At 39.9% G+C, this 16,799-nt stretch carries 17 protein-coding genes; 9 read left to right on the top strand and 8 right to left on the bottom strand.

Translation table 11 applies throughout. The features are described from left to right. Window positions 1-235: 235 nt before the first annotated feature. Complete coding sequence (locus tag ABIE66_RS15620; RefSeq protein WP_370015380.1) at window positions 236-991, top strand: CAP domain-containing protein; 756 nt, start codon at window positions 236-238, stop codon at window positions 989-991. Between the two features lie 168 nt (window positions 992-1,159). Here ABIE66_RS15620 and ABIE66_RS15615 read toward each other — a convergent pair whose 3' ends face one another. Then, a complete protein-coding gene (locus tag ABIE66_RS15615; protein WP_370015379.1) occupies window positions 1,160-1,627 on the bottom strand; it encodes an Hsp20/alpha crystallin family protein in 468 nt (155 codons plus the stop codon). A 159-nt stretch (window positions 1,628-1,786) separates the two neighbouring features. Between ABIE66_RS15615 and ABIE66_RS15610 the strand changes: the two genes are divergently transcribed. Continuing rightward, window positions 1,787-2,560, top strand: coding sequence for an SDR family oxidoreductase (locus ABIE66_RS15610; protein WP_370015378.1), 774 nt, complete (start codon window positions 1,787-1,789; stop codon window positions 2,558-2,560). Window positions 2,561-2,626: 66 nt separating this feature from the next. On the opposite strand, the gene ABIE66_RS15605 is transcribed toward ABIE66_RS15610, so the two are convergent. Beyond that, window positions 2,627-3,982 (bottom strand): MATE family efflux transporter, encoded by a 1,356-nt coding sequence (locus ABIE66_RS15605; protein ID WP_289325384.1) that lies wholly within the window; start codon window positions 3,980-3,982, stop codon window positions 2,627-2,629. A gap of 126 nt (window positions 3,983-4,108) precedes the next feature. After that, window positions 4,109-5,221 (bottom strand): mechanosensitive ion channel family protein, encoded by a 1,113-nt coding sequence (locus tag ABIE66_RS15600; RefSeq protein WP_370015376.1) that lies wholly within the window; start codon window positions 5,219-5,221, stop codon window positions 4,109-4,111. Between the two features lie 192 nt (window positions 5,222-5,413). Here ABIE66_RS15600 and ABIE66_RS15595 point away from each other — a divergent pair, with 192 nt between their 5' ends. Beyond that, window positions 5,414-6,502, top strand: a complete 1,089-nt coding sequence (locus ABIE66_RS15595) for an undecaprenyldiphospho-muramoylpentapeptide beta-N-acetylglucosaminyltransferase (RefSeq protein ID WP_370015374.1) — start codon at window positions 5,414-5,416, stop codon at window positions 6,500-6,502. Window positions 6,503-6,554: 52 nt separating this feature from the next. Beyond that, complete coding sequence (locus ABIE66_RS15590) at window positions 6,555-6,704, top strand: DUF2639 domain-containing protein (protein WP_289316078.1); 150 nt, start codon at window positions 6,555-6,557, stop codon at window positions 6,702-6,704. Window positions 6,705-6,739: 35 nt separating this feature from the next. Here ABIE66_RS15590 and ABIE66_RS15585 read toward each other — a convergent pair whose 3' ends face one another. From ABIE66_RS15585 to ABIE66_RS15570, 4 genes are all read right to left on the bottom strand, one after another. Next, complete coding sequence (locus tag ABIE66_RS15585) at window positions 6,740-7,423, bottom strand: LrgB family protein (RefSeq protein WP_370015373.1); 684 nt, start codon at window positions 7,421-7,423, stop codon at window positions 6,740-6,742. Further along, the gene (locus tag ABIE66_RS15580; RefSeq protein ID WP_370015372.1) at window positions 7,398-7,790 is read right to left on the bottom strand and encodes a CidA/LrgA family protein; all 393 of its coding nucleotides are present in this window, start codon (window positions 7,788-7,790) and stop codon (window positions 7,398-7,400) included. Before ABIE66_RS15580 ends, ABIE66_RS15585 begins: the two co-directional genes overlap by 26 nt. Before the next feature lie 221 nt (window positions 7,791-8,011). Continuing rightward, complete coding sequence (locus ABIE66_RS15575; RefSeq protein WP_289325379.1) at window positions 8,012-8,566, bottom strand: GNAT family N-acetyltransferase; 555 nt, start codon at window positions 8,564-8,566, stop codon at window positions 8,012-8,014. 353 nt (window positions 8,567-8,919) lie between these two features. Next, on the bottom strand, window positions 8,920-9,699 hold the full coding sequence (locus tag ABIE66_RS15570; protein ID WP_289318357.1) for an undecaprenyl-diphosphate phosphatase: 780 nt from the start codon (window positions 9,697-9,699) through the stop codon (window positions 8,920-8,922). A gap of 226 nt (window positions 9,700-9,925) precedes the next feature. Between ABIE66_RS15570 and ABIE66_RS15565 the strand changes: the two genes are divergently transcribed. The 5 genes from ABIE66_RS15565 (at window position 9,926) to dapF (ending at window position 14,553) form a co-directional block, all read left to right on the top strand. Further along, complete coding sequence (locus ABIE66_RS15565; protein ID WP_101225220.1) at window positions 9,926-10,246, top strand: DUF4870 domain-containing protein; 321 nt, start codon at window positions 9,926-9,928, stop codon at window positions 10,244-10,246. A gap of 223 nt (window positions 10,247-10,469) precedes the next feature. Beyond that, window positions 10,470-11,264, top strand: a complete 795-nt coding sequence (locus ABIE66_RS15560; protein WP_370015371.1) for a hypothetical protein — start codon at window positions 10,470-10,472, stop codon at window positions 11,262-11,264. A gap of 88 nt (window positions 11,265-11,352) precedes the next feature. Continuing rightward, window positions 11,353-11,925: a beta-class carbonic anhydrase gene (locus ABIE66_RS15555; RefSeq protein ID WP_289316083.1), complete on the top strand. Its 573-nt coding sequence runs from the start codon at window positions 11,353-11,355 to the stop codon at window positions 11,923-11,925. Between the two features lie 157 nt (window positions 11,926-12,082). Next, window positions 12,083-13,384 (top strand): NCS2 family permease, encoded by a 1,302-nt coding sequence (locus ABIE66_RS15550; protein ID WP_289325377.1) that lies wholly within the window; start codon window positions 12,083-12,085, stop codon window positions 13,382-13,384. A 182-nt stretch (window positions 13,385-13,566) separates the two neighbouring features. Continuing rightward, the gene (gene dapF, locus ABIE66_RS15545; protein ID WP_370015370.1) at window positions 13,567-14,553 is read left to right on the top strand and encodes a diaminopimelate epimerase; all 987 of its coding nucleotides are present in this window, start codon (window positions 13,567-13,569) and stop codon (window positions 14,551-14,553) included. 325 nt (window positions 14,554-14,878) lie between these two features. Here dapF and ligD read toward each other — a convergent pair whose 3' ends face one another. Further along, a complete protein-coding gene (ligD, locus tag ABIE66_RS15540; RefSeq protein ID WP_370015369.1) occupies window positions 14,879-16,726 on the bottom strand; it encodes a DNA ligase D in 1,848 nt (615 codons plus the stop codon). Between the last annotated feature and the right edge of the window lie 73 nt (window positions 16,727-16,799).

Here is a 16,799-nt window from a genome sequence, read left to right as displayed (position 1 = left end):
ACTACCATTGACAAGGAATATCTGGATAAATATGAGTATTTATACTATTGGCAGAAACATAGATAGTTTAAGCATTTTTGCTTGCTTTCTCTGAAACTATGATAATAATATATTCGTCATTCGCATCCTGTGAATTTGTTGGAAATTGATGGTGCATATATTACAAAAAGTGCATGATATGATAATTCCAGAAGCAAAGCACAACAAAAAAAGAACATCACAGGAGGAAATACGAATGAAAAAGAAAATGTTTATGTCAGCAGCAGCAGCTGCAGCTATTATATTCACAGGAGTAGGAGCTAACCAAGCAGAAGCAGCCAACTGTGATACTGTGAAACAAGTAACTTACCAATCTATGAATAAAGAGGATATGCAAAAAGTCCTTAACCAATATCTAACTAAATACAATGTCACTTTACCGGCAGCACAGGCACAACAAAAACCAGTTCAAAAACCAGTTCAAAAACCAGTTCAAAAACCAGTTCAAAAACCAGTTCAAAAACCAGTTCAAAAACCAGCTCAAGAAGCTGGAACAGCAAACCAACCAAAACCTGAAGCAAAACCTGAAGTAACACCTGATAAATCAACTGGTGAAAAAGAGACAAGCTCTGAATTAAGCGCTTTTGAACAAGAAGTTGTTAAATTAACTAATGCAGAACGTGAAAAACAAGGTTTGGCAGCTCTTAAAATCGACACTGAGTTGAGCAAAGTTGCACGCGCCAAGTCTCAAGACATGAAAGATAATAACTACTTTGACCACAATAGCCCAACTTACGGCTCACCATTCGATATGATGAAAAAATTCGGAATCAGCTATACAACAGCAGGCGAGAACATCGCACAAGGTCAACAAACACCTGAAGAAGTTGTACAAGCTTGGATGGATAGCCAAGGACACCGTGAAAACATCATGAATTCTAGCTTTACTCATATTGGAGTAGGTTATGTGGAATCTGGTAACTACTGGACTCAACAATTCATCGGAAAATAATAATTGATAGAAGAGTGCATCCCAAAAACATGGGGTGCGCTTTTTTTGTGCGAAAATAACTAATTCCATTCAAAGGAATGGTATGAATTGTGACATCGATTGGTTGCCGAAATCTAATAGAATGGCAGGAACCGCACTTTATCATCAGTGTGGTCCCAATGAAGCACGTTAAATCTCGGATACATCGATTTCTGAATACTGGGTATTGAAACTTTTCTGAAGACGTATTTCCAATGTTGATTCTTTATATTGGGCAGATGCCCCTTTTTTCTTTACAAGAGCGGGAAGTGTTATGACATGACGATCTGACTCTTTTGGAATCCCCTCAATGATGGATTGGTTAGAGGTATGGTAAAGTTTCATTTTCTTCAGCCAAGATTCATCTTCTATGGGAATTCTTACAAAGACAAATAAATGAGTTTCAAATACATCGGCATGTAAAGGATGTTCAGATTTGGCATTTACTTTTTGTGAGCCGCCATCATTTTGGTTCATCATACCTTGCATATTTTCAGGGATGACCTGTGAAAATACTTTTTCAATGAATGATTGTACATCACTTTGCTGCATATTTTTCATGAAGTCCTTTTGGTTGGGGTTATTTTTAAAAGAAAAAAGTGAATTCCAGGGAAACATTTTGAATTCCTCTCTCCTGCTTATGGGCTGACAGGTTTATTTCTTATATTTTATGCAGGCTAAAGCCTATAGGTTCGTTTTTATAATTACTAAATTATAGAAATCGGGTCAAACTTATGTATAATTAAGTAAAATCCATTTGATAAAGAGGGTATGCCTGTGGATGAAAAAGTAGCTTTTATTACTGGTGGAGCAACTGGAATCGGCAAAAGGATGGCATTTTCACTCGCGGATAATGGAATGTCCATTATCATTACTTATCGAAAAAGTAAAAAGGCAGCTTTAGCATTAGTGGATCAATTACAGGATAAGTATCATGTTAAGGCACTTGCGATTCAAGGTGATTCGTCAAGTGAGAAAGATTGCCGGAATATTTTGCAGTTGGCCTTGGAGGCCTTTGGCCATGTTGATATCTTCATTCATAACGCAGGGCCATATATGCATGATCGCAAGCCCATGACTGAATATGCCAATGATGAATGGAAGTATATCATGGATGGAAATTTAAATGGTTTTTTCTATATTGCGAAGGAGCTTATTCCACAAATGCGCAGTAGAAGCTGGGGAAGGGTCATTACATTAGGGTTTGAGAGGTGTGAAACTGCACCGGGTTGGATTTATCGTTCTGCTTTTTCCGCTGCAAAGAGCGGCTTGACCTCCTTGACTAGAACTTTAGCTGCCGAAGAAGCTACACATGGAATCACCGTTAATATGGTCTGTCCTGGCGATATCATTGGTAATTGGAAAGAGGAAGAAATTAGGGTCGCAAGAGGAGTAAAGGATGATTCGATACCAGTCGGCAGACCTGGTACAGGGGAGGATATAGCGAGGGTCATCACATTCTTATGTGATGAAAAATCAGATTTCATTACCGGCAGCATCATACCCGTTACAGGCGGTAAGGATGTTCTAGGGAAAATTTATAAAGCCTAGTGGATAAGGGCATGATCTTCAGAATGAAAAAGGGTGGGGCCGGTGTAATCCAGCCCCACTCTTTTATTACGCCATTTTTTTATATTTTACTTTCTGTATGAACCTTAAGCGGGCCGCCAATCCTATAGCTCCGAGAGCCAAGCCGGAAATTAAGCCTATCCAATACCCAAAGGCCCCCATATCCGTATACTTTGCAAAGAAATAGCCAATGGGAAGTCCGAGAATCCAATAGGAGACCAGTGACATCGCAAACGTGACATTTACATCTTTATATCCACGCAAAATACCCTGTATAGGTGCCTGCAGGGCATCTGATATCTGAAAGAAGATGGCATATATTAAAAAATGTGATGTCAGCATCATTACCTCATGATCTTTAGTGTATACAGAGGCTACAGGTTCACGGAAGAGGAATAGGATGGTCGATAAAACGAGCGACATCGTCAATGCCATCGAAATGCCAATCCAGCTGTACTCTCTGGCATCTTTATAGCGGGCTGCCCCAATTTCAAATCCAATGACGATCGTCAATGCCATGGATATACTTAGCGGCATCATATAAAGCAGTGACGCGAAATTCATGGCAATCTGATGCGAAGCAATTGTCACGGTATCATACTTACTCATCAAAAGGGTAACGGCAGAGAAAATGCTTGTTTCAAAAAAGATAGCCAGCCCGATAGGCACCCCAATCAATAAAAGCGCCCGCCATTCTTTCAAAGAAACCCGGAAAAATTCACTGAAAACCTTATATGTCGAAAAAGGGTTGATTTTGACGACTACAAGGATGGCAACCAGGGCAATTAACCAATAAGTAATGGCCGTTGCGTATCCTGAACCGACACCGCCAAGTTCGGGGAATCCAAACTTCCCGTATATCAACAGGTAATTAAATAGGACGTTAATCGGGAGTGCACACAGGGTAATGATCATGGAAATCCTCGTCTGCCCCAGTGCATCTATGAAGGCTCTTAACGTATTATAAACGAATAATGGAATGATTCCGACTGAAAGGGCGATCAAATAATCATGCGCCACCCGGTGGACATTTTCTTCAAGGTTCATGGCATTCAATATGGGATTCAAAGAAAACGCCCCAATGATTAAAATGACCAAGGCTAAAACGACTGCTAAATAAATGGCCTGCATCACGGAATATGAAACGGATTTAGACTGCTTGGATCCAACCAGCTGTGAAACCACCGGCGTTAGGGCAATCAATATCCCACTCAGCCCCGTGTACACGGGTGTCCAAAGCGAACTGCCGATCGAGACGCCGGCAACGTCCTGCGTACTGTATTGCCCCGACATCATAACATCGAAAAAAGTCATGGCATAAAGACCGATTTGAGTGATCAGGATAGGTATCAATATATAAAATAACAGGCGGATCTTTTGCGATTTAGTATAAGTCTGATTCATCAAAGTACCTCAATATCAATATTTGGAATTTTCAACACAATGAAAGAATTATATCACATAGCGTGTGAGGTTTTAAGTTTTATTTAAAGCTAAAAAAGACTTGCCTTATTAGGGCAAGTCTTTTTGTCAGTCGCGCATGGATTCAAAATCATTCATGGCTTCCATATTTGAGTCTTTTTGAAGAATGAAAGCCTGGGAAGGGATGGCAATTTGTACATCTTCCTGTTCCAATATCTCCATGATTTTAAAGTTCACATCTTCTTTGATTGATAAATATCCTCCAAAGTCCGTCGCATTCGTGAAGAAATAAAGGTAGAGATTGAAACCGGAATGACTAAACTCATCAAATTTAACGAGAATCGTTTCCGGATGTACTTCTGGATGGTCAATCAGCATTTTTTCTATGTCCTTAATGACATTTTCCAATTTTTCTTTTGGTGTTGTTACATTCACACCCAAATGGAAGGCAATCTGTCTTTTGCCCATCTTGGACCAGTTAATGATCGGTTCATTCGAAAGGGTCGCATTTGGAACCGTAACTAAAGCTTGGGCAAACGTCCGAACTTTGGTGCTTCGGAATGTGATGTCTTCAATTGTCCCCTCCACACTTGGAGTTTTGATCCAATCTCCTATGGTAAAAGGTTTTTCGGTTACGATGACGATACCCCCAAAGAAATTGCTGACGGTATCTTTAGCGGCAAGAGCGAAAGCCAATCCACCCAAACCAAGCCCTGCAACAAATCCATCGACATTGAATCCCCATTCTTCCGCAATGATGGAGGCACCGAATGCAATGATGATTATTTTTATGATTTTCGTAAAGAACGGCATGACGATTTGATCGACTTCAAGTCCGAATTTACTTACTAATTTCGGAAATAAAATAGTTAAGATCGAACTGATATTGGAAAATGTCCAAAAGAATAAAAAGACAAAAAATGATCTGTATATTTTCGATCTTAATTCAACCGAAGGTGAGTCAATCGGAAAATAGTGCAGTGAAATGATAACACCAATCAAAACGATAAGCCATCTTACAGGCTGTTCTATAGCGAGCATTAAGTTGGCGGCAAATTCAACTTTACGTTTTTCCGCTATTCTTAGAAAGAATTTGAATATATATGTAGTAAATACTTTCCGAAGCAAAAGGAAGATTAGAAAAATGCCTATGGAAATTCCTAATTTGGTCCAGGCTTCGATTCCATCAAATTGATGGAGAGATTCAGAAACTTCTTGCAATGTATTACTCCTCCAATGTATCTTGTAGTATTGTAGAATACTAAGATTATAATATATTCATGCTGAAAAAGGAAAAATAATCGATGATTACATTCATGTTGGTATTTTACGGTTCACTGAATACTTTTTCAAGTTATTAATGGCAAGAATATATGGTAATATGGATGCAAAGTGACTTTTTAAGTTTGGAAGGTGGAAATATTGACTAAGAAAATAGTATTTACCGGAGGCGGTTCTGCCGGTCATGTATCTGTTAATGCTGCAATCATCCCGGAATTTTTAAAGCATGATTGGGATGTTACTTATATTGGTTCAAAAAAAGGCATTGAAAAAAATATCATCGAAAAGGAATTTCCCGAGGTCCGTTATGAAACGATTTCCGTTGGAAAATTCCGACGTTACCTATCTGTTGAAAATATGAAAGATCCATTCCGGGTCATAAAAGGAATTTTTGATGCACGAAAAATTCTAAAAGAAACCAAGCCGGATTTCATTTTCTCCAAGGGTGGATTCGTTTCCGTTCCAGTTGTTTTGGCAGGCAGGATGCTGAGAATTCCGATTGCGATACATGAATCGGATTATACACCTGGTCTGGCCAATAAAATTGCCATGCCACTTGCGTCGAAGATTTTCACTACCTTCCAGGAAACGGAAAAAAACCTTCCGAAAGAGAAGGCCATGTATCTTGGAGCTGTATTGCGCGATGGGATTTTTACGGGAAACCCTTCCTCCGGAAAGGCATTTTGCGGATTCACGAATAACAAACCGGTCCTACTCGTTATGGGCGGCAGCCTTGGAGCTGTAAAAATCAATAACTTGATTACAGATAACCTTGATGCGCTATTAAAGGATTACCAGATCATTCACATTTGTGGTAAGGGTAATGTTAAAACCGAATTGAAACAAAGGGGATATGCTCCCTTTGAATTCGTACATGAAGAATTATTTGATCTATTGGCTGCTGCTGATGTCGTTGTGTCGAGGGCAGGTTCAAATTCCATATTTGAATTCCTTGGTTTGCAAAAGCCTATGTTGCTTATACCGCTAAGTGCCAATGCATCGCGTGGAGATCAAATCTTGAATGCTTCAAGCTTTGAAAAACAGGGGTTTTGTAAAGTCATCCAAGAAGAAGATTTAAATGACCGGATTTTTAATGATACATTAGTGGACTTGGTGAATCATTCGGATGAATATCAGGAGAAAATGCGTCAAAAACGCCCATTCAAAAAGGCAGCGGAAATGTATGATTTATTACTTGAAGTGATGGCTGCAAAAAAATAAGTATCAATCCCTTCTTTGAAGCATATCTTTTTCGAACAGAGGAGGGGGTAGAATGGCTTATGAGTATTCCAAAGGGTGGTTCATTCAGCAATTAAAAGCCGCAGGGATTAACTATCATCCAATTGAGAAAAAAAAGCTGGAGCTGTATAAAACCCATATTCTAAGACGTTTATACGAGGGCCTGAAAAAAGATGAATCATAAAAAGAACCGCAACGTCACTGACGTTGCGGTTCTTTTTATAGGAAATTATTTATAAAAGGATAGAAACAGGAAATAAGGATACCTGCGATAGCCATTGCCGCACCTGCGACTGCCCCGGTAAACTCACTTTCCTGGGCAGCTTGAGCCGTTCCAAGGCCATGAGCGATCGTACCATAGGCAATACCACGTGCGAAGGGCATCGTAATGTTTAATTTATCCATCATTTTTGGAGCGATCATCGTACCCAGCACCCCAGTCAAAATGACGAAGGCGGCTGAAATATTAGAATTTCCACCATAAAGTTCCGTGATTTCTACAGCGATTGGCACTGTAATGGATTTAACCGCCAATCCTTGGAGTATGACTTGCGGTAGTGAAAATGCTTTAGCAATGGCGAAGGCAATGACCAATGTGGCCATAAGACCAAAGATCATGCCGCTAATTGCCGGAATTGCATATTTAACGATTATCTTTCTGTTTTTATAAAGTGGTACCGCCAAAGCAACGGTAGCTGGTCCCAGGAAATAGGTGATGATGTCTTTTCCCGGCGAATAATCTTCGAAGTCCAAACCGCTGATCAACAATACGAGAATGATTGTAACCGTACTGAAAAATACGGGCGTCGTAAAAGGTGATGGATGTTTAGCATATATTTTCCTTCCAATGGAATAGGCAAGGATGGTTATCAAGATGCTATAAGTTGTGATGAGCGCTGTCATGCTGCTTAACCTCTCCTCTATGGGATAGCTTCTGAACAGTCCAAGCCGAAACGATGAATCCAAATATAAGGCTGACTCCCAATGTAAGTGCCAATGGCAAACCAAATTCTATGAAAAGCCACCCCATGGTCATTAAACTGATTGAAATTGGAATGAAGAAAAAGGCTAGGTGTTTAACCAAGAATCCTGAAGTAAGTTCGATCCACTCGACTTTTAAAACCTTCGTCTGTAGTAAACTGAATAACAGAATCATGCCGATGACGTTGCCCGGAATAGGTAAATGAAGTAAATGTGCTATAAAGTAGCCAAGCTTGCAAATGATGAGAAGTATGATAAGCTGCACGATAAAAGCCAATGTTTTTTTCATGATTAAGTCCTTTCAATGGAGCATTGAATATATTATTGAATTGGTCAATTGTATTCATTATAAAAAAATATCCCCGAAAAGAATAGGGAATTGCAGCAAACTTTCCTAAACATCCTGTTAAAATGGAAAAAAGAGCTTTCCAATTTTGGAAGCTCCGGGCATTATATGAAAAGAAAAGCAAAGCCATCTTAAAATCAGCGGATTTGTTTTTTTGTTTTATTTTATGCTTCAAGTAACTGCTGTTCATCATCATCATGCTGTCTAAGGATATGAAAGGTGTATAAATCTTTAGGGATTTCATACAAATCGAAGATATCTCCTTCATGATTGATCTGATCATAAAGGGACTTTCTTGTTTCGTTGGCATTGACGGCATAAGGAAGCTTTTCTGCGGCTTTTATAGAGCGGATATTTTTTTTGCGAATACGCATGAATACCGTTTCCATACCGAGCTCGAAAAAAAGCTCTTTAAAGAAAGCGTCTTTTGCAATGGCATTATACCCTTTTCCATGATAAGACTTGCCAAGCCATGTGCCTAAGAAACCTGCACCATTTTCAATATCGTATAAAGAAATGCAACCGATGGGATTTTCCCATTCATCCAAGATTGTTCGTGAAATGAGTTCCCCAGCATCTTCTGCCTCGATCGTTTGCTTAGTAATGAAAACATATTCTTCATATGAATCTACTTTATGGCGCACGAAAGGGAAGACATCTGGATGCGTCATTTGTTCATAAAGAGAAAAACAATCTGTGAAATCTCTCTTTTTTAACATTTCCGTCCCTCCGTTTGAGGGCAGTTCTTATGCGTAGTCGCTGCCCACCCTCGAAATTTTTTAAGTCGTTCATCAAAAAATTTCGGGGTGGGAATCGAACCCACTAGAACCGGAAACCGGTGGCGCACCATTTGCCTTCCCTATTTTTATTGTCTGAAATTATACGGATCTAAAGAACCTTACGAAGGTATAATACTAAAAAAAAAACGGTTTGGGAATAGGTTTTTTGCCTTTTTTTTTCGTCAAATTTCAACTTTTTTATGAAGGGTGAAATTGGAAGGCAAACGGTTGCTTTTTTCCATGGAAAACTGATTTCTTCGCCCGCTTTTTTTAGGGAAACTTGTTGCTATCCTTTAAAATTTACCTGTGAATTGCATGAATAAAATGATTGCTCCGAGGGCCCATACATAAATGGAGAATATTTTCAGTGAACGCTTTTTTAAGAAATCGATCATCCATACCACGGCTATATAACCAAAGATTGCTGCGGCTAGGGTGCCAACGAAAAGAGCAGTGATTGGAAGCCGTTCAACTTCTCCTGTAAATATTGGTTTCATCTGAAATACAATGCCTCCCGTAATGGCAGGAATTGAAAGCAGAAAGGAAAAATAAGCTGCAGTGGCCCTATCCAGCCTGCAGAAGAGCCCAGCGGCTATCGTTAGGCCCGAACGCGAAAGAGCAGGCATGATGGCAGCAGCTTGGAAGGTACCGATGATCAGGGCATCTTTGATGGAAATTTCATTTAAGGATTTGCCACCTTTTCTTACCCCGTCCGCTACCCATAAAATCAGTCCGGTCGCTAAAAATTCCCAGCCTATGGTCACGCCTGTTTTTGAAAGTCCATCAAACCAATCCCCTAGTAAAATGCCGGCAATCACTGCGGGGATCGTCCCAGCAATCAGAAGCAGGGTCATTTTGGAGAAAGGATTTTTCAAAATGGAAATGATGTCACTCTTATAGACGACCAATAACGCCAGCAAGGTTCCGATATGGAGCATGGTATCAAGAAAAATGCCGGCCTCGTCAAGATGGAATATATGCCGTCCTAAATATAAATGTCCAGTACTTGAAATAGGTAAAAACTCAGTCAAGCCTTGAATGATTCCAAGGATGAAGGCTTGAAATTCGTTCAGCAAAAAAACATCACTCCAATCTAGAAGGTATAGGACAATCCATTATTTAATCTGTATGCACAAGACGGGTGAACATGTTCGGATTTTTCGTCATATATATCGCCGATGGGGTTTTATGAATAAAAGGCAGTCCAATTTTATTTTTTTCGAATATAATGAGAGGAAAAATGAAACTATTTTTCATTTGATTCGTAATTAATCATATGAGAAAGGAGGAGAAGACACTATGCCTAATAAAGATGAAAGAGTGTTTGCTGCCCTTATTTATGTGATCAGCTTTTTTACAGCATTTATCGGTCCTTTGGTGATTTGGTTATTGAAGAAGGACTCTTCACAATTTGTGGATTATCACGGAAGGGAATACCTGAATTTTTTCATTTCCTACACCGTATATTCAATAGTTGCAGGGATACTCACTATAGTATTGGTTGGATTCTTGCTATTGCCGGTTATCGGGATAGCTTTAGTCGTATTCACCATCATTGCTGCTGTTAGGGCTTATGAAGGAACGGATTACAGGTTCCCATTAATTTTTAGGATATTATAGATCGATGTAAAAGGATTCCGTTTAATTCGGAGTCCTTTTTTATCTGAATGAACCATATTTTTAAAAGGGAATAGATCACATAGAAGCGAATAAAGTATTATGATATTTACTTCCTTCCATGAATTTTTAGGGAAGTGGATGCCGGGCGGCTAAGGGTACAGCTAATCAACGGTCGCCTTAAGGCGGCAAACTTTCTTGTAAGGAGTGAGGAGCAGAGCGGAATATGAATATACGCGAATATTATCAAAAAACGAGCAATTCTAATTTTCATGCTTCTTGGATATCTCTTCTTTTGGCCGTTCTATTTTTCATTTGCCATATTTTTGCGATGATACCTGGCAATATTTTATTGATAACGTCTCCTTTTCTTTTCTTTAGCACTGCCCAATTTGTCAGTCATCGTATATATGAAAATAGAATGAAGGAATTACCTGATGAACTCAAAGGGTCAAATGCCGCGTTATTAAAAAATGAAGATGTTTTATTGACTTTTATGCCAGCACCAACATTGAGGCTGCTTCTCTTTGCCCCTGATGGATCTCTAATGGGCGAGATTCGGGATTTGAATATGAAGTGGTTCATGTGGATGATTCCCAATTTCTTGTCGATGCTCCTGGCCAAACGTTATGAACTGGTGGACCATGAGGGACGTTTGCTGGCTAAGTACCATATCAAAAGGGGGCTTTTCAATAAAATGACGATCATGGATGATCAGGGAGGTCTGCTGGGATCGTATCAAGAAAATCGGTCATTCGTGAATATCAATGGAATGATATATAAGGAAGATGGTACGGAATGGATGCCCATCAAAACGCCGGGAAGTGTGAATTCTTTCGAGATTGCCACAAAAGACGGGGAAAAAATCGTTTCATACCAAGAAGGATGGATGCCTTTGGAGTGGGGGAAGCGATTCAAGACAAATACACCGATCCTTTCTTTTTCATCAAATGTTGATGAAATTCCTAAAATCATCGTCTTTGGGTTCTGTGCAGCCACTCTAAATCATCGTTCAAATTGACTAGGATAACCCTTTAGCAAAACTTTTAAATATTTGATATAATCATAGTGGAATACATAGATTAAATACTTATAAAAAGGTGGTAAATATGAGTTTACTTAATGAGATTCTTGATTATAATGAACAGTTTGTAGAAAAAGGTGAATATGTTAAGTATAGAACGGATAAGTTTCCTGAGAAACGTATGGTCATCATAAGCTGTATGGACACTCGGCTCGTTGAACTATTGCCAAAATCCTTGAATGTGAAAAATGGCGATGTCAAAATCCTGAAAACTGCCGGGGCAATCGTCTCCCACCCATTCGGAAGTGTCATGCGGAGTATCCTTGTTGCTATTTATGAGCTAAAGGCAGATGAAGTATTGGTCATACCTCACCATGACTGCGGGATGGCATCAGTCGATGCCGATTCTGTAGTAGACAAGATGATCGAACGTGATATACCTAAGAGCACCATCGATACACTGGGAGCTGCAGGAATCGATATCCGCAGTTGGCTTCGCGGATTTGATGATGTTTATGAAAGTTGTAAGAACAGTGTGGAAGTGATTAAAGGGCACCCTTTGATCCCTAAGAATATTCCTGTACATGGTCTAATCATTTCGCCTGATACAGGGAAGCTGGAATTGGTAGTCGATGGATATGCGGGAGAACAAAAATAATATAAAAACATCAAGGCTGTCGAAATGATTTTCGGCAGTTTTCTTCAAATTTTGAGCTATCTATTTATTTTTATCCTTTTTTTTGATAAAATCACCAAGTGTAGTTTGTCACTAATACAAACGGGTGGGCGAGGGATAAATTTAATAAGGATACAACATGAAGAAATTAAACTTGGAAGCGTTTTTTCATTTTTCCGACTATGGAACGAATGGAAAACGTGAAATCCTTGCTGGAGTCGTCGGCTATTTTACGATAGTCTATATTCTCATCGTGAATTCCCTGATATTATCGGAAGCGGGCATACCGATTAATGGTGCAGTGATTGCCACGATTCTTTTATCTGCCTTAAGCTGTATGATGATAGGGCTTTGGGCGAATGTCCCAATCCTTCTGGTTCCAGGAATGGGCGTAAATGCACTTTTTGCTTATACCATGGTTCAAGGAATGGGTCTATCTTGGCAATCGGCGCTTGGTGCTGTATTTATCTCAGGGGTTATTTTTGTAGTCATCGCTTTCACAAAATACTCTAAGATAATCAGTGATTCAATTCCAAGTTCAATAAAAGAAGCCATATCTGTTGGTCTTGGCTTATTCTTGATGCTAATTGGTCTCGAAAAGGGCGGGATAATCACGGGAGGTTCATCCTCTATCGTCGCACTTGGAGATTTAAGCGATCCTGCGGTGTGTGCGACAGTGTTGACCTTTTTACTGGCCATTACGCTATTCATCAAGAATGTCCCCGGTAACTTCATGATTACCATCCTGGCAGGGAGCCTCATTGCCTATTTGTTCGGGACTGTTCAACTATCGGAAATCCATTTTTCAGGCATAGACACAGCTTCCTACGGTAGTCTCTTCTTTTCATTATCGTTCATGGAAGCGGACCGGATCGAATTCTGGATAAGTGTATTTGCGATGACGATGGTTCTTGTTTTTGAAAATATTGGTCTTGTACACGGGCATGTAGACAGTATCAACCGCCAGGGTGCCTATAAAAAGTCGCTGCAGGCGACAAGTGTTTCCGTTCTGATTTCAGGCATATTCGGTTCAAGTCCTACGGTTGCAACCGTTGAAACGGCAGCTGGAATCGCATCAGGAGGCAGAACTGGTTTTACTTCAGTGGTGACGGGTTTTCTATTCATTCTATCACTGCTATTTATACCGGTGATTAAAGTGATCCCTGATAGCGCCATTGCCCCCATTTTAATTATTATTGGCATTTTGATGCTTGGAAACATAAAAAAGCTGGATTTCAGCGATTTAACCGAGAGCATACCGGCAATCATGATAATCACGATCATTCCATTCACTTACAGTATTGCTGATGGAATGGCATTCGGTTTCATCCTGTACCCGTTCTTGAAGCTTGTAACCGGAAAAGCGAGAGAAGTGTCAGCACCTATGTATGTGAGTGCCGGAATGTTTATCGTCTATTTCATCATCGGTATAATCGGTTAATATTTAGGAAGAGCGGTTGGAATGAGTCATTTCTCATTCCAACCGCTCTTTATTGTGTTTTTTTAGACGGGAAAATTGGATTTATTATGATTTACTCGATGACACATCCGTCCTGAAAATGCTATGATATAGAATATTAAAAAATGATAAATGACTAGCAGCATATTAGAGGATGTGACAGGATGATTATTGAAGGTTTAAAAAGCCATGGTTCAGGTAATGATTTCTTAATCATTGATGAATTGACTACGACCTTGACGTTTACTGAAGAAGAGCGAAAAAATTTCGCGAAGGCCCTATGCAATAGGGAAAAGCTTGGAGCGGACGGAATCTTGTTTGTAATGAAAAGTGAACATGCTGATGCAAGGATGCGTGTCTTTAATGCGGATGGATCGGAAGCCTCGATGTGTGGCAATGGACTTCGCTGTGTTGCACGTTACGCGAACGACGTTCTAGGGCTCGATAAAATGATCGTTGAAACCATGAAGGCGAATTTACTCGTGGAGAAAACGGAAGACATTTATGAGGGCATTCCGACTTTCAAGGTGGAAATTTCCCCTGTAAGTTTTAATGTGACGGATCTTCCTCTCATTATAGCGAAAGAACAGTTGCAAAACGAACCATTGCCGGAACTTCATGATACCCTATTATTTTCGGCTTTGGCGGTTCCTAATCCACATTTAATCACGCTCGTCGATAGTGATATTTTACAAAGTGATTTGCAGGAAGACCTTTCAACAAAGGTCAATCAACAGAATGAGCTTTTCCCTGATGGCGTCAATGTCAGCTTTGTGAAAGAGTTGGAACCAGGGAGCATTTACGTGCGGACATTTGAACGGGGAGTGGGCTTCACGAATGCTTGTGGAACGGCGATGTCGGCTTCAAGCCTAGTAACATGCTCTGTTGGATTAAACGCGTTGGAAAGTGAAATATCTGTCTACAATAACGGCGGAAAAGTTAAATGCGTCGTGCATCATGATGAAGAAAGCCAAAAGTATTCAATTGATTTAATTGGGAACGCAACCTATGAATTCAAGGTATCGATTGAAATAGACTTAGATCAGCCTGAAAAATTTGTCATGCTTGAAAAGCAGGATTTTGAATCGGAAACAAGCCTGTATGCCAAGCTGCAGGATGAAGTTCAAAGTTATTTGAAAACGACATTATAAATAAAAGGACCAACCAGGAGTTGGTTACAGACTGTAGACAAACTCGAAGAAAAGCGAGTGTGCCTGCAGTTTTTTTATTTAAAAAACGTTCCAGTCATTTTCAGAAATCCGCTCCCTTTCCGCCTACTGTATCAGGGTTGGGAATGAGTCCATTCCCAACCCCTTTTTGCCGACAAAAGGGTTTCTATCTGAATTTTTTAAACAAAGCTGATTGGAATGGAAGGTATGAGATTCCTGCAGGGAAAGCGGGTCCAAGGGAGACCCTAGAGGTGCACCCTACTTTCCAATCAACGTTCCATTTTACACTCCCTCAAAAAAAGACCAACTAGTTGTTGGTCTTTTTTTGTTTTAGGAATGATAATACTTCCAAAAAGGCCGGGCCATTATCGACAAGCCTGTAATCCATAAATGCACATCCGTTCCTTTTGATTCTGTTTGGTATGGTTTCAATCGTATAGTCCTTTAACTGGAGACTTTCGTCAACTTCCTCCCAAAACAAAGGTGTAGCCACACCCGCGAAAGAATTTCCCCGTGGGGAATAAGGTTGAATGATGGTTTTTCCTTCACTATGCTGCACAAAGTCCAAGTAAAGTCGGTCATGCCGATTTATTTTCATTCTTTCCGTTGTAAAATCATTTGGGTTGGAACTTGTTAAGTAGTCACCGAGAAAATCGGTGAATATGCGTGTCTCCTGATAAGTAAATCTGTCATCAGGCAGAGGGATGTGAATTTGCAGTCCTTTGTTACCTGAAGTTTTTACAAAAGCTTTTATCCTTAAAGAGTCCATCACCTTTTTTATTTCCTGTGCGGCCTTTATAGCCAAGGAGAAAAATTCGATGGAAGGGGGATCTAAGTCCAGGACGATTTCATCGGGTCTTGTTTTTCCAGCTTTCTGAAATGGGGCATGGAATTCCAATGCCAGTTGATTTCCAAACCAAAGTAGCGTTTCAATATCGTTACACAGCATATACTCAATATCATCATCCATGAACGTTTTAATAAAGGCCGGCGCATAATCAGGCTTGTTTTTCTGGAAAAATCTTTCTTTATCCATAGTGCCATGAGGATAGCGAATAGTCGTAAGCAGTTTATCCTTCAAGAAGGGTAAGAAGAAAGCTGAAACCTCCCGTAAATAATGAAGGTATTCAACTTTTACCACCTGTTTTCCACCGGTTATCCAAAGTGGTTTATCCTTGGAGGTTATTTGTACAGTATCTGGAAATGTGTATTGGCCTATGACGAATTTCTCCCAGGTACATTCATCGGGGGTTGTTTGTAAAAGCCATTGCGAAAACTGGGGTTCACGCAATTCATTTTCCTCATAAACGTGTAAGAATTGAACTTCGATGCAAATGGATGGATGTATATAAAAAAATTGTGCGTCTTCGTCTGATGCATTTTGCTTGATCAGTTCATGCAATATCCCTTTATCTTGAGCACTCAGTCCATTTTTAACACTTCCGATTTTCGTTACGGCACCTTCTTTGAAAACTGCGAGGGAAACGTAACCATTTTCTTTGTGCAATGCTGTAATGAAACAAGAAACGGTCTTCCAATTTTTCACCTTAATCCAAGATGTAGAACGTTTTCCTTCTTGCCAAGTTCCCCGAATTTCCTTGGCGACAACTCCTTCGCCATCGAATAGGATGACCTTTTTCAAGGCATCATCCAAAACGTCAAAACTTTCTATTAATTGGATCAAAGCCTTATCGGTGGAGTCAGGAGGCATAGGAAAGCCAAGTTCTTCACCCATATTCATCATGAATCTCCTTCGTTCTTCCATAGGTTTAGCTGCTATGTCTTTTCCGCTGATGCGAAGCAGGTCAAACGCTATAAACCGGCATGGGGAAAAATGAGCTTTTTCTGAAATTAAGGATTGTTTCCCAAGGCGTCCACGCCACTGTATTTGAAAAAAGTCCGCTTTTGCTTGATTGGTAAGCCAGACCAATTCACCGTCCAACTGCAGTGGGAGGTAATCTTCCAGGTCCAGATCTTTGATGTAAGCAATGATTTCTGGGAATAAGGGTGATAACTCCTTCTCATTTCGACTCGAGATGCTTATCGTATCGGAGTCTATCGTTAAAATTGCCCTAAAGCCGTCATATTTGATTTCATAACGCCAATCCTTGGAGTTAGGGGCTTCAGGGTAATAGGTTGGCAGCATCGGTTTCATCTTGTAATTACCTCCGCAAATAATTGATAACATTATTTTGCCAAAAAAACGAAGTGTTAGAGTTGGCAATTGT

Source organism: Peribacillus sp. B2I2 (assembly GCF_041261685.1).
Lineage (GTDB): Bacteria > Bacillota > Bacilli > Bacillales > DSM-1321 > Peribacillus.
The sequence above is the reverse complement of the archived record's forward strand: the minus strand, read 5'-3'. Positions and strand labels throughout refer to the sequence as shown.